The organism is Flavobacterium sp. UW10123 (assembly GCF_040538975.1).
Classification (GTDB): Bacteria; Bacteroidota; Bacteroidia; order Flavobacteriales; family Flavobacteriaceae; genus Flavobacterium.
Genome location: NZ_JBEWQE010000010.1, coordinates 78291 through 91992, shown reverse-complemented (window position 1 = coordinate 91992; position 13702 = coordinate 78291). Strand labels below are relative to the sequence as shown.

10 protein-coding genes are annotated in these 13702 nt (G+C 33.3%); 5 read left to right on the top strand and 5 right to left on the bottom strand.

Annotated features, from left to right (window positions below; all coding sequences use genetic code 11):
• The first annotated feature begins 152 nt into the window (after nucleotides 1-152).
• The 3 genes from ABXT06_RS13030 to ABXT06_RS13020 all read left to right on the top strand — a co-directional run bounded on the left by ABXT06_RS13030 (nucleotide 153) and on the right by ABXT06_RS13020 (nucleotide 5123).
• Nucleotides 153-1835, top strand: a complete 1683-nt coding sequence (locus tag ABXT06_RS13030; RefSeq protein ID WP_354591137.1) for a M23 family metallopeptidase — start codon at nucleotides 153-155, stop codon at nucleotides 1833-1835.
• Between the two features lie 13 nt (nucleotides 1836-1848).
• The gene (locus ABXT06_RS13025) at nucleotides 1849-4314 is read left to right on the top strand and encodes a TonB-dependent receptor (RefSeq protein ID WP_354591136.1); all 2466 of its coding nucleotides are present in this window, start codon (nucleotides 1849-1851) and stop codon (nucleotides 4312-4314) included.
• A gap of 89 nt (nucleotides 4315-4403) precedes the next feature.
• Nucleotides 4404-5123: a CREC-EF hand family protein gene (locus ABXT06_RS13020; RefSeq protein ID WP_354591135.1), complete on the top strand. Its 720-nt coding sequence runs from the start codon at nucleotides 4404-4406 to the stop codon at nucleotides 5121-5123.
• 415 nt (nucleotides 5124-5538) lie between these two features.
• Here the strand turns inward: ABXT06_RS13020 and ABXT06_RS13015 are convergent, their stop codons facing one another.
• The 5 genes from ABXT06_RS13015 to ABXT06_RS12995 all read right to left on the bottom strand — a co-directional run bounded on the left by ABXT06_RS13015 (nucleotide 5539) and on the right by ABXT06_RS12995 (nucleotide 11793).
• Nucleotides 5539-6240, bottom strand: a complete 702-nt coding sequence (locus ABXT06_RS13015; RefSeq protein ID WP_091134790.1) for a hypothetical protein — start codon at nucleotides 6238-6240, stop codon at nucleotides 5539-5541.
• Nucleotides 6241-6368: 128 nt separating this feature from the next.
• Nucleotides 6369-8198, bottom strand: coding sequence for an ABC transporter ATP-binding protein (locus ABXT06_RS13010; RefSeq protein ID WP_354591134.1), 1830 nt, complete (start codon nucleotides 8196-8198; stop codon nucleotides 6369-6371).
• Nucleotides 8199-8462: 264 nt separating this feature from the next.
• Nucleotides 8463-10190 carry a phospho-sugar mutase gene (locus tag ABXT06_RS13005; protein WP_354591133.1) on the bottom strand — a complete coding sequence of 576 codons (1728 nt, stop codon included), beginning with the start codon at nucleotides 10188-10190 and terminating at the stop codon, nucleotides 8463-8465.
• Nucleotides 10191-10297: 107 nt separating this feature from the next.
• On the bottom strand, nucleotides 10298-11254 hold the full coding sequence (locus ABXT06_RS13000; RefSeq protein ID WP_354591132.1) for a glycosyltransferase family 2 protein: 957 nt from the start codon (nucleotides 11252-11254) through the stop codon (nucleotides 10298-10300).
• An 8-nt stretch (nucleotides 11255-11262) separates the two neighbouring features.
• The gene (locus ABXT06_RS12995; protein ID WP_354591131.1) at nucleotides 11263-11793 is read right to left on the bottom strand and encodes a DUF4199 domain-containing protein; all 531 of its coding nucleotides are present in this window, start codon (nucleotides 11791-11793) and stop codon (nucleotides 11263-11265) included.
• 248 nt (nucleotides 11794-12041) lie between these two features.
• On the opposite strand from ABXT06_RS12995, the gene ABXT06_RS12990 reads away from it, so the two are divergent.
• Both ABXT06_RS12990 and ABXT06_RS12985 read left to right on the top strand, forming a co-directional pair.
• The gene (locus ABXT06_RS12990) at nucleotides 12042-12296 is read left to right on the top strand and encodes a type B 50S ribosomal protein L31 (RefSeq protein WP_011921626.1); all 255 of its coding nucleotides are present in this window, start codon (nucleotides 12042-12044) and stop codon (nucleotides 12294-12296) included.
• Between the two features lie 161 nt (nucleotides 12297-12457).
• Nucleotides 12458-13633, top strand: a complete 1176-nt coding sequence (locus tag ABXT06_RS12985) for a GlmU family protein (protein ID WP_354591130.1) — start codon at nucleotides 12458-12460, stop codon at nucleotides 13631-13633.
• Nucleotides 13634-13702 lie beyond the last annotated feature (69 nt).

The window sequence follows — 13702 nt, the reverse complement described above, 5'->3', positions numbered from 1 at the left end:
AAAGTTAATATTCCTTTTTATTAATGCAATTTTTTATTGATTTTTTTGCATTATTTTAGATAAATATATTGTAATTCAATTAATTGGGTTTTTGAAGCTTTTTTCTTGCTTTTATTGGCTTATTTTTGCTTATCTTAGCAAAAATGTTGTTTATGAGATTATATGTACTTGCCCTTTTAATTTGTAATTCTGTGTTTGCTCAAACACAATATCCCAAAGATTATTTCCGTCCGCCATTAGATATTCCAATGCAACTTTCCGGTAATTTTGGAGAGTTGAGACCTAATCACTTTCATGCTGGTTTTGATTTAAAAACGAATCAAAGAGAAGGTTTGACGGTACATGCAATTGCGGATGGATATGTTTCGCGAATTAAAATTTCGACTTTTGGAAACGGAAAATGTATTTATATAACACATCCAAATGGATATACTTCGGTTTACGGGCATTTGCAAACGCCAACCGGGGCAATTTTAGATTATGTAAAAAAAACACATTACAAAGAAAAGGCCTATGAAATTGAAATGTTTCCAAAGCCAGACGAGCTTCCTGTGAAAAAAGGGGATATAATTGGGCTTTCAGGAAATACAGGTTCATCTGAAGGGCCGCATCTTCATTTTGAAATTCGAGATACAAAAACAGAGTTTGTGATCAACCCGATTTTCTTTGGCTTTGACCAAAATTTAAAGGACACCAAAAAGCCTACTTTGTCTAGTTTGTATGTTTATCCGTTAGATAATGCAACAGTAAATCAGTCAAAACAGCCTTTGCTGGTAAGTATGGCACTTCAAAAAGACGGAACTTATTTAGCTTCTAAAATTAAGGCAAAGGGAAAAATTGGTTTCGGAATTAATGCTGTTGATACCGATGATGTATCGCATAATAAAAATGGAGTTTTTAATGTTTCGACTTTTTTAAACGGAAATCAGAATTATAATTATCAGTTTAATACATATTCTTTTGATGAAATGCGTTATATCAATGCTTTGATCGATTATTCTCGATATAAAAAATCGGGGCAACGCGTGCAGAAGCTTTTCATGAAAACGCCTTTTGCTTTAAGTATTATCAAAACAGATTCTCTTCGCGGGATTGTAAAAGCAGAACCTAATTTAACTTCAAATTACAAAATTGAGGTTTCTGATTATTTTGGAAATTTAAATTCGGTTACGGTTCCAATTGAGTTTGATGCTGCGACACCACTTGTAGAAGCAGAACCAACAAACGGACAATATTTTATCAAATATAATAGAGATGCCAATTTTGAGAAAGACAATATGTCGGTTTTCTTTCCTGCAGGAACTTTTTACGATGACTTTAATATGAATTTTGATGTGAGAAATAATAAAATTTATATTCACGACGATACCGTTCCGGCACATTCTAATTTTACGATAACCATAAAAGACGATACTTATCCAGAATCTTTGCGAGATAAACTTTATATCGGAAAGGGGACAAGTTATAATGGAACAATCAGAAAAGGTGATGTTTTTACTGCGAAAGCAAAAATATTGGGCACTTATGGTTTGGTTCTCGATACGATTCCGCCAGTTGTTAAAATTGCAAAACCAATTGAAGGAAAATGGATTAGCGATCAAAAGAAAATTGATTTAACGATAAGCGATTCTTTGTCTGGAATAAAATCTTATAATGGATATTTGAACGGAAGTTGGGTTTTGTTTGAATACGAGAATAAAGCCAGAAGAATTACGCATACTTTTGATGATCAATATTTGGCAGAAGGTGAAAACGTATTAAAAGTTGAAGTTGTTGATAATGTAGGAAATACTACTATCTTTGAAACTCGTTTTTTTAGAAGTCAACAAAAATAAAAACCCAAAATCTTTGAGTTACAACAGGTTTACATTCGCTTTTCTTTTTTTATTTTTCAGCTGTATTGCTTTAGCTCAGAATGCTCGCGTGAAAGGGCTGATTTTAGATGCCGAAAAACATCCTGTTGCGAGCGTAAATATTTCTTCGCAGGAAATTGCTGTGCAATCTGATGCAAATGGATTTTACGAAATAGTAATTCCTTCAAACAAAAAGGTTTCTCTTATTTTTACTCACGTTTCATTAAAAATGATGAGTTTGACGGTTAGTTTAAAAACAAATGAAGTTTTTGTTTTTAATCCGATTATGAGTAATTCTGAAGAACAGATGGGAGAAGTTTTTGTTTCTTCTGGAAATAGAAAACGTGTTCAAGGAATAACTTCTGTTGATACTGAAACCATAAAAAAGATTCCCGGTGCCAATGCAGGAATCGAAAATATTCTAAAAACACTTCCTGGAGTTAATTCCAATAATGAATTAAGCACACAATACATGGTTCGTGGTGGAAATTATGACGAAAATCTAGTTTATGTAAATGAAGTAGAAGTATATCGTCCGTTTTTAATTCGTTCAGGACAGCAGGAAGGTTTGAGTTTTACCAATACAGATTTAGTTCAAAATGTTGAATTTTCTGCCGGTGGATTTCAAGCGAAGTTTGGAGATAAATTATCTTCTGTTTTAGATATTACGTATCGCAAACCAACTCAATTTGGAGCTGCTTTTGAAGCCAGTTTTTTAGGCGGAAGCGCTGCAGTCGACTTAGTTTCTAAAAATAAAAAGTGGTCTGCTGTAACTGGAGTCCGTTACAGAAATAATAGTCTTTTGGTAAACAGTCAAGATACAGAGACAAATTATAAGCCAACTTTTGCCGATATTCAAACCAATGTAAATTATGATATTTCTGAAAAATGGCAAATGAGCTTTTTAGGAAATATTTCTCAGAACAAATATTCGTATGAGCCTTTAGTGCGCCAAACTAATTTTGGGACAGCAGATCAGCCAATGGCGCTTGCGGTTTATTATGAAGGGCAAGAAAAAGATCAGTATAACACATATTTCGGAGCTTTAAAAACGACTTATAAAGCTTCACCTACGCTTACGCTAAAATTAATTGGTTCGTTATTTCATACCACAGAACAAGAGCATTTTGATATTTTGGCGCAATACCGTTTCGGCAATATAAATGCTGAAGATCCAGAAAATGCATCTGCAGTTGATTTTACTAGAGGAATTGGTTCTCAGCTAAACCACGCCCGAAATGATCTGGATGCTTTAATTGCAAATATTGAACTTAAAGGGACTAAAGATTGGAAAGAAAGCCAATTAGAGTTTGGTTTAAAATATACTAGAGAATCTATTAGAGATCGAGTAGTGGAGTGGGAAGTTATTGATTCGGCTGGATTTTCTATAAATCCGCCTTTGGTAGTTCTTCCAAAAAACAATCAGCCATATACGCCTTATACAGGACCGCTTTTACCATATCAAAATATTCGGGCGACAAATTTTAATGCCATAAATCGATTTTCGGGTTATGCACAATGGAATAAACAATCAGAAATTGGCTCAAGTCAAATCTGGTATCATTTGGGAGCGCGTTTTCAAGGTTGGAATGTTGGTGGAGCTTTAGAAGAAGGAAAAACGCAGTTTGTGGTAAGTCCGCGTGCGCAATTTGCCATAAAACCAGATTGGGATCGAGATATGGTTTTCAGGATTTCGGGCGGATTGTATCATCAGCCACCATTTTATCGAGAATTGCGTGATCTGGATGGAGTGGTGAATCCGAATGTGAAAGCTCAGGAAGCCATTCATGTGGTTTTAGGAAATGATTATAATTTTAAAATGTGGAATCGTCCTTTTAAATGGGTGACAGAACTGTATTATAAATCACTTTCAGATGTAAATGTATATTCGATTGATAATGTTCGAATCCGTTACGTTGCCAATAATAATGCAAAAGCGTATGCGCAAGGTCTTGATTTTAGATTAAACGGAGAATTTGTTCCAGGAACAGAATCTTGGGTAAGTTTTGGGTATATGAAAACCGAAGAAAATTACGAAAACAAAGGTTATATTGCTCGTCCGACAGATCAGCGTTTGAAATTTGCGATGCTGTTTCAAGATTATATGCCAAATATTCCAAGCGTGAAAGTGTATTTGAATTTGGTTTATAATACAGGTTTGCCTGGAGGTGCGCCAGCATATACTGATCCGTATTTATATCAAAACAGATTGAATGATTATAGAAGAGCGGATATTGGTTTTGCAAAAGTTTTTGTAGACGCAAGTACGCAAAACACAAAAAAAGGCTGGCTGAAAAACTTTAAAGAGTTAGCTGTTGGATTGGAAATTTTCAATCTTTTCAATAATCAAAACGCCATTACAAATACTTGGGTTCGAGATGTGTATTCAAAAAATCAATATGCGATTCCAAATTATATGACTTCGAGGGTTTTTAACGTTAAGATAAATGCGAGGTTGTAATGTGCTTCGTAATTCTTTAGTAAAATTCAATAAAAACAAAAATTACAATCAAAAATAGTATATTTGATAATCGTATATAATCATTGTAGATGAAAAAGTATTTTAAATATATCGCCCTAATACTTATCGGAACAGTAATCAGCTGTCGAGAGGAAGTTCAGAAACCAAAAGTAAGTTATGGTGCTTCAAACAAAGTAAGTGTTACTAAAGCCGATACAACTCAAATTGAAATTGCAGATTTGCCAATTCAAATGGAAGGAACTAGTTATTTAATTCATCCAGTTGGAGATTTAAGGGTTTTTGAAAGAGGATCTAAAGCACGTTATGGTTCTTCGAGTGTAAATGATGTAAGCTTTACGATTTCTAATTTAGGCGAATATGAAATTACAGGATACCTTCAGAATTTAAAATTCCAAAAAGTAGATTCAGATTCTATTCGGCCATTATCAGACAAACCAGTTTTGATCTTAACAGCAACTTATTTGAAAACGGTTGCAGACAGAACGCATAATAATGTGATGGTTTACACGCTGACAGATTCAGATACCAATAAAGATGGAAAAATAGATACGAGCGATATCAAAACTTTATACTTAAGTGACATCAGCGGAGAAAATTTTACCAAAGTATCAGCAGATCTTCAAGAATTGGTAGATTGGAGTTTAATTGAATCTAAAAACCGTTTGTATTTTAGAACTATTGAGGACACTAACCAAAACGGACAGTTTGATAAAAACGATGTTTTGCATTACAATTATATAGATTTGGCTTCTAAAAAATGGGAAGTGAAAAGTTATAAACCTATTTAAAAGATTCTGAGGTTCTGAGAGGCTAAGGTTCTAAGTTTTTTTTCTTTCCACAGATTAAAAGGATTAGAAGGATTTTTTAAATTGTTTTCATTAATGAAAACAGCATTTTTTCATTTTTATACATCAAGTTGTCATTCCGTAGGAATGTCTGGTCGGTAGAAAAAAAAATGATCACCAATCAATTTACGTTCCGTAGGAACGTTTGATGTGTTGCATTGTTTTTTAAAAAAAAATATACCAAAAATCAAACGTTCCTATGGAACGTAAATATCCCTAACAATATAATTTTTCTACCAATGAAATGTTCCTACGGAACATAAAATCAAATCAGAAACGGGAAAAAATCTTTTTAATCCTTTTAATCTGTGGCAAGAAAAAAAACTTAGAATCTTAGCGTCTTAGTATCTTAGCAACTTCAAATTAATATATCACTTTCCAGGTCAGATTTTTCGATTTCAAAACCAAAACCAAGACGCTCCACCAATTCGATAACCAGTTTTTTGTACCAGTTTTCGGATTTTGGATGAATGTATATTTTTTCGATTAATTGGTTAATGTCGACGTTGATTTTTAATCCGTCGTTTAATTTGATGTCGCTTTTAGAAGTGTCACTCAGAATTCGGACTTCTCGTTCGTATTGAAAACTTTTTCTTTTAAATAGAAATGGAAAGAACAAATCATCAAACGGAATGTATTCTTTTTTATAATCAATGTAATTTACTTCACCAATAAACTGATCATAATTGTTTTCTGGTCTTACTGCTTTCTGTAGTCTTCTAATGGTGGACTGAATGGCTAAGCCTTCATTGTTTTTGGTAAAAATTTGCCACATGGCAAACGATTCATATTCGTTGATATGCCAGCTGCTGATAGCTACTTTTTCGCGATGCGTTTTGTAGTAATTTAAAAACTCAGGATTATCCGCAGCAAGTTTTTTAATCTCTTCGTAAGTTGGTTCGCTGAAAGTCCCCTCATATTGATCTTCAAACTTGTCTGAACGCGACATAAAAAGTTTTTTCGAAAGTAATAAGTCAAGAAATTTAGAGAGGTCTAGATATTTCCAAACAATAGTATCGGGATCGTCTGGAAGTTTTATGTTGGGGTTGTTAAGATACATTTTCTGAAAGAATTAAATTTCAATCTTTAACTATCCTAAAGTTATAAAAATAAACACAGATTAAAGAAAATTAAACTGAGTTTTAATATTTCCTTAATCTGTGTCAGATTATTTGTTATGTTAAATTCTTATGATTCGAAAGACTGCATCGTTACCAATTTATTATAAGTTCCGTTGTGCGCAATCAGTTCTTCATGAGTTCCTTGTTCAACGATTTTTCCTTTCTGCATTACCACAATCACATCTGCTTTTTGAATTGTTGAAAGACGGTGTGCAATTACGATTGATGTTCTGTTCTGCATCATGTTTTCTAGCGCAACCTGAACAAATTTTTCACTTTCGGTATCCAATGCAGATGTTGCTTCATCCAAAATCATAATCGGTGGATTTTTCAATACGGCGCGGGCGATAGATAAACGTTGTTTTTGCCCGCCAGAAAGCTTGTTTCCGCTATCTCCAATATTGGTGTAAATGCCTTTTGGAAGATCTTTAACGAACTCATAAGCATTAGCGATTTTTAAAGCTTCGATAATTTCATCATCAGTAGCATCTAATTTTCCTAAAGAAATATTAGCTTTTATCGTATCATTAAACAAAATGCTGTCTTGCGTTACCAATCCCATCAAACTTCTTAGTGAGTGAAGATTCATGTCTTTAATGTTGATTCCGTCAATAGAAATTGAACCTTCGTTTACATCATAAAAACGAGTTAGCAGGTTTGCAATAGTACTTTTTCCACTTCCAGATTGTCCAACAAGTGCAACGGTTTGTCCTTTTTTAATTTCAAGAGAAAAGTCTTTTAGAACATTTTCATCTTCATATTTAAAGTTGATATTCTGAACGCTGATGTTGTTGTCAAACGTTGTTTTTTCGATTGCGTTTTCTTTAGAAACAATTGTATTTTCTTGATCTAAAACTTCAAGAACACGTTCTGCTGCTGCGTTTCCTCTTTTTACTCCGTATGAAGCTTTAGAAATTGCTTTTGCGGGAGTAAGAATGTTATAGGCAAGTCCCATGTAAGCAATAAATGAAGGGCCACTTAGAGTTTTGTCAATTAAAACCATTTGACCTCCATACCATAATAAAATGGCAATAACGGTGATTCCCATAAATTCACTTGCAGGAGAAGCTAAGTTCTGACGGTTTCCTATTTTATTTGATAAATTAAAAAAGCGTTGAGTTGAATTTTGAAAAACAGTATTGAAATAGTTTTCAGCATTATATCCTTTTACAACTTTTAATCCGCCAATAGTTTCCTCAATTGTAGATAAGAAAGTGCCTTGCTCTTCTTGTGCTTTTGTAGATTGCTTTTTCAATTGTTTTCCGATTAAAGAAATGATATAGCCAGAAATCGGAATGAAAATGAATACAAATAAGGTTAACTTGGTGCTGATGATCAGCATTGTTGTGATGGTGAAAATGATCGTTAAGGGTTCTTTTACTATAAGTTCTAATATAGCTAGAAAAGAGTTTTGTACCTCATTTACGTCAGCTGAAATTCTTGAAATGACATCTCCTTTTCTTTTTTCTGAATAAAATGCCAAAGGAAGTTCCAATGTTTTTTTGTACATCGCATTTCGCATGTCTTGTAAAACTCCATTTCGTAAGAAAGTGATGAAAAACATAGCTAAATAATCGGCAAGGTTTTTCAATAAAAATATCGAAATTATAATGGTCACCATTATGGCTAAAATATAACCTGGATCATGATTGCCTTTTGTTGTAGTGATGTAGTAGCTTAAATAGTCTTCACCATATTGTTGCAATTTTAAAATTCCTTCATAAACTGGTTTTTCGTGTCTGGCTTTTGTCTGGTCAAACAATACCTGAAGCATTGGAATTAAAGCAACAAAAGAAAGTGTGCTGAAAAGTGCATACAAAATATTGAAAAAGATATTTAAGAACGCATACTTCTTATAAGGGTATATAAAAGGAACTATTTTTTTGAAATTACTCATTTATTTTTGAATGTTATTTTTTCTGCTTGGTTATGTTCGCTCTGGTTTTAGTGCTATTTGTTTTGTTGTAATAAATTCGTTCTGACGAATTTTTACTGCACAAAATTAATCCAATTGGATTGTTTTCAATTTCTTTTTGGTTTTTTTTATAAAAAAAACTCTGATTTTGCATCTTTAAGAAATGCAAATCAGAGTTTTAAATATTGGGCTCCTTGTTTTTAAAGACTATTTGCAAATGGCAGTACTTTCAAAAAAAGGATTTATTTAATTCAACTGCATATCTGCAATAATGTTCTGGATTTTCTGATCTAAGAAACTTTCTGCCTCATCAAAATCAGAAACCGATTCGATTTCGGCATTAACACTAATGTAGAATTTAATTTTAGGCTCAGTTCCGCTTGGTCTTGCGCAAATTTTAGATCCATCTTCTGTATAATAAATTAATACATTCGATTTAGGAATATCCATTGTAGATTCTGATCCATCCAATAAATTTAAAGCAATAGACGATTGATAATCTTCAACCATCACAACTCTTTGTCCGTTGATTTCTTTCAAAGGATTTTCGCGTAAATCGATCATCATTTGGTTGATTTCCTGTAAACCTTCCATTCCTTTTTTAGTTAAAGAAACTAAGAATTCTTTGTAGAAACCATTTTCAACATAAAGCTGTAAAAGTTCTTTATAAACAGAGCTTTCTGCTGCTTTTGCTTGAGCAGCAACTTCGCATATTAATAAGGTTGCAGCAACAGCATCTTTATCTCTAACAGCATCACCAACCATAAATCCGAAACTTTCTTCACCACCACCGATAAATTCCAGTTCAGGAAAATCTTTGATCATTTTTGCGATCCACTTAAATCCTGTTAATCCAACTTTGCATTCAACGCCATAACTTGTTGCCAATTCCATCATCATCGGAGTTGAAACGATTGTTGAGCCAACGAATTGTTTTCCGTTAAGTTTACCTGCTTTTTTCCATTGTTTCAAAAGGAAAGAAGTCATTAAAACCATCGTTTGGTTTCCGTTCAATAAAATCATTTTGCCGTCATTGTTACGAACAGCAACTCCTAAACGGTCGCAGTCAGGATCTGTACCAACTACAATGTCAGAATTTGTTTTATCGGCCAAGGCTAAAGCCATTGTTAAAGCTTCTGGCTCTTCTGGGTTTGGAGATTTTACAGTTGGGAAATCTCCGTCTGGTACAGCTTGTTCAGGAACAATGTGAACATTTTTGTATCCAGCCTGAGATAAAACATCTGGAATAGATTTTATAGAAGTTCCGTGCAATGAAGTAAAAACAATATGAAGATTGTCTTTGGCTTCAGCCGGAGTATTAAAACTTGCGTTTTCGATAGAAGATTTTATAAATGCTTTATCAAGTTCTGTGTCAATGTACTGAATCAAACTTTCGTTTGCGTTAAATTTGATTTTGTCATAACCTAAGCTTTCAATCACATTTACAATTTCTTTGTCTTGTGGAGGAACAATTTGCCCTCCATCTTGCCAGTAAACTTTGTATCCGTTATATTCTGGTGGATTGTGGGAAGCTGTTAAAACAATTCCGCATTGGCATTTTAAATATTTAAGAGCAAAAGATAATTCTGGAGTTGGTCTCAAATCAGAAAACAAATAAACTTGAATTCCGTTTGCAGAGAAAACATCTGCTACCACTTTTGCCAACGTATTACTATTATGGCGACAATCGTAAGCAATAACCACTTTTAAAGGTTCGTTTGGAAAAACTTTATGTAGGTAATCAGACAATCCTTGAGTATTTTTTCCAAGCGTATATTTATTGATTCTGTTATCACCAACACCCATAACACCGCGCATTCCTCCAGTTCCGAATTCTAAGTTTTTGTAAAAACTCTCTTCAAGTTCTTTTGGAGAAGTGGTCATTAATTCTTTAACTGCAGCTTGCGTTTCCTGATCAAATGTTGGTGTCAGCCATTCGTTTACAGCATTTAATATATTTGGTGCTATATTCATTTTAGATTTCGTTTTATGTTTGTTTAAAAATAGTTTGTTATTGAGGGGTAAACGTGCTTTATGCAATATTTTTATGCCTTAATCAAAATATCGCTAAAAAAGCTTTTTTAAAAATTAACCTCTCGTGCTACTTTATATCTTGCTTCATTATTTTTTGTTCTTAAAATAATTTCGCCCAAGAATCCTGCTAAAAATAACTGAGTTCCCAAAATCATGGTCGTTAAAGCAATATAAAACCATGGGTTGTTGGTAACCAAGCTATATTTCATTCCAGTATACATATGGTATAGTTTAGAAACGCCAATGTATCCCGTTGCTAAAAATCCGATGATAAACATTAAAGAGCCCATTGCGCCAAACAAGTGCATTGGTCTTTTTCCGAATCTTGATAAAAACCATATGGTAATTAAATCCAAGAAACCGTTTATAAAACGTTCCATTCCGAATTTAGTTTCACCATATTTTCTAGCTTGGTGAATAACCACTTTTTCTCCAATTTTTCCAAATCCGGCGTTTTTAGCCAAAACAGGAATATATCGGTGCATTTCACCAGAAACTTCAATGTTTTTTACCACTACATTTTTGTAAGCTTTCAATCCGCAGTTAAAATCATTCAGCTCAACACCAGAAGTTTTTCTAGCGGCCCAGTTAAATAATTTTGACGGAAGATTTTTTGCCACAACAGAATCGTAACGTTTCTTTTTCCAACCAGAAACCAAATCGTATTTCTGAGCTGTAATCATTTCGTACAATTCAGGAATTTCGTCTGGACTGTCTTGCAAGTCGGCATCCATGGTAATAATAACATCCCCTTTTGCTTTTGCAAAACCAGCATGTAAAGCCTGAGATTTTCCGAAGTTTTTCATGAAACGAATTCCTTTTACATTTGGGTTTTCGTTAGAGAAACCTTCAATAATCTGCCAAGAATTATCTGTACTACCATCATCTACAAAAATGATTTCATAAGAGTAATTGTTAGATTGCATCACTTTAATGATCCAAGTGTAGAGTTCTTTAAGTGATTCCTCCTCGTTTAGAAGCGGTATAAGTATAGATAAATTCATTTATATTTTTATTCTTGTGTAGATTTGCTCTTAAAAAATGCTGCGAAAATTAATCCGAAAATTGCGCTGATAACCATTGCAAAAATAGATCCTTTTAATAATTCAAAAGTTGAATACGGATTGGTCTCTTTCATTTTGGCAACAGCTTCGTTAATAGAGGCAGCTGGCGCTCCAAATTTTTGCATCATACCAACAGTATATTTAATCATAATTTCGCTCAAAGTATCTTTTGCGCCTGGATCAATTACATTAAATAATACAATGTTAAAGGCTGTAGATATTAAAATACCGATTACTGCAGCTATAAAATAAGTAGTAAAAGCATCTTTAAAAGGAAAGACACCGTTTAAATCTTTCTTTGTTTTTGAAAGTAAAATGATACTAATTGTAAGGCTTATTACGATTCCTAGAATTCCCATCCACCATGCTGTAAATAAGTTTAAATCAATAGCATAGATTGTAGCGGTAACCAAAGCCGATGCAATTCCGATCATTACACCATACGTAACTCCATTCTTTTTTATAACTTCATTAATCATATTTTGGTATGTTTAAAATTAATCCACAAATATAGTAATTCCCACTATAATCGGATATAAAAAAAGCTTTTCGAAATAAACTAAAAAAAAGTAGGCTAACTGTTTGTTTATTAAAAAAGAATTGTAAATTTGCACACTCAAAAATAATTAAATTTTTAAACAAAAAAGAGTATTATTTGTTTACACCTTTTTCTAACCATGCAAAAGCTTCAAAATAAAAGTACTCCAAACAATAAATAAAAGAAAAGATGAAAAAAGGAATTCACCCAGAAAATTACAGATTAGTTGCATTTAAAGACATGTCTAATGATGACGTTTTTATCACTAAATCTACTGCAGATACAAAAGAAACAATTGAAGTTGACGGAGTTGAGTATCCAGTTGTAAAAATGGAGATTTCTAGAACATCTCACCCTTTTTATACTGGTAAATCTAAACTTATCGATACTGCAGGACGTATTGATAAATTCAAAACTAAATATGCTAAACACGCTAAAAAATAATAGCTGTTTTAAATTATACAAAAGCCTTCCGACTCTGGAAGGTTTTTTTTATGCGTTAAATATTACTTTTCGTTAAAATGGTTTTTAATTAAACCCGTAAAATATTTGTAACTTTGACCCAAGGTAACCAAATCAAATTTTAACGAAAACTCAATTATTTTATGAACTACATTCTTTTCGACGGTCCCGTTCGGAATGCTTTATTACCCTTTACTTTTACACGGCCAGTGGCTGATATTTTGGTTGGAATTATGACAATTCGCCAGAAATGGGAAAAATATCTAGGTTCGACAATCACAACTATAACCGAAGAATATTTGTCTGAAAAATTTCCAATGGTTGAAATGGAAGAAAACATCATGATCAACGCAGCGTATTTGCCAAATGATACTCTTGTAGAGATGGTTTCTAATTTAACAGAAAATCAGGCGATTTTTAAAGGGGAAGATGTAATAGCATTTTTTACTAATGAAAATCAGGAAGAGGTCGATTTTGATTCTTACGAAATTATTCAATACAACAAAGATTGTATAACGATTGAACATACTTGGGATATTTTCTCTAAAAATGATGCCGCGATCCGCCAAGATTTTAAATATCTGACTGAAGATCGTACGTCGCAGCCAATTCCTAAAAGCGTTAATGTAATTTCGCCAGAAAATATTTTTATCGAAGAAGGAGCAAAATTAGAGTTTGTAACTTTAAATGCATCAACTGGTCCTATATATATAGGTAAGAATACCGAAATTATGGAAGGGACTGTAATTCGCGGACCATTCGCTTTATGCGAAAATGCAATGGTAAAAATGTCTGCTAAAGTTTATGGAGCAACAACTGTTGGACCTGGATCTAGAATAGGGGGCGAGGTTAAGAATTCAGTTCTTTTTGCAAACTCGAATAAAGGGCACGAAGGATTTTTAGGAGATTCTGTTTTGGGAGAATGGTGCAATATCGGGGCAGATTCTAATAATTCGAACCTGAAAAACAATTATGAAGAAGTGAAATTATGGAGCTACGAAACAGAAGGTTTTGCTAAAACAGGACTTCAGTTTTGCGGTTTAATGATGGGCGATCACAGTAAATGCGGAATTAATACAATGTTTAATACAGGAACTGTTGTTGGTGTAAGCGCAAATATTTTTGGTTCTGGATTTCCTCGTAATTTTGTTCCAAGTTTTTCTTGGGGCGGTGCGGCTGGATTTACAACTTATGTAACTAAAAAAGCTTTTGAAACAGCGAGATTAGTTATGAGCCGAAGAAATATTGAGTTCGATGCAACAGAAGCGGCAATTATGGAACATATTTTTGAAGAAACTAAAAAATGGAGAAAGGACTAATTAGATAATTAGTCAATTTGAAAATTAGATAATTTTTTGCTAACCCGACAGGTTTTTAAAACCTGTCGG

Excerpts from the sequence above, each read along its gene's own strand:
- ABXT06_RS12990 (WP_011921626.1), top strand. The coding sequence starts at position 12,042 with ATGAAAAAAGGAATTCACCCAGAAAATTACAGATTAGTTGCATTTAAA.
- ABXT06_RS13010 (WP_354591134.1), bottom strand. The coding sequence starts at position 8,198 with ATGAGTAATTTCAAAAAAATAGTTCCTTTTATATACCCTTATAAGAAG.
- ABXT06_RS13015 (WP_091134790.1), bottom strand. The coding sequence starts at position 6,240 with ATGTATCTTAACAACCCCAACATAAAACTTCCAGACGATCCCGATACT.
- ABXT06_RS13020 (WP_354591135.1), top strand. The coding sequence starts at position 4,404 with ATGAAAAAGTATTTTAAATATATCGCCCTAATACTTATCGGAACAGTA.
- ABXT06_RS13005 (WP_354591133.1), bottom strand. The coding sequence starts at position 10,190 with ATGAATATAGCACCAAATATATTAAATGCTGTAAACGAATGGCTGACA.
- ABXT06_RS13030 (WP_354591137.1), top strand. The coding sequence starts at position 153 with ATGAGATTATATGTACTTGCCCTTTTAATTTGTAATTCTGTGTTTGCT.
- ABXT06_RS12995 (WP_354591131.1), bottom strand. The coding sequence starts at position 11,793 with ATGATTAATGAAGTTATAAAAAAGAATGGAGTTACGTATGGTGTAATG.
- ABXT06_RS13000 (WP_354591132.1), bottom strand. The coding sequence starts at position 11,254 with ATGAATTTATCTATACTTATACCGCTTCTAAACGAGGAGGAATCACTT.
- ABXT06_RS12985 (WP_354591130.1), top strand. The coding sequence starts at position 12,458 with ATGAACTACATTCTTTTCGACGGTCCCGTTCGGAATGCTTTATTACCC.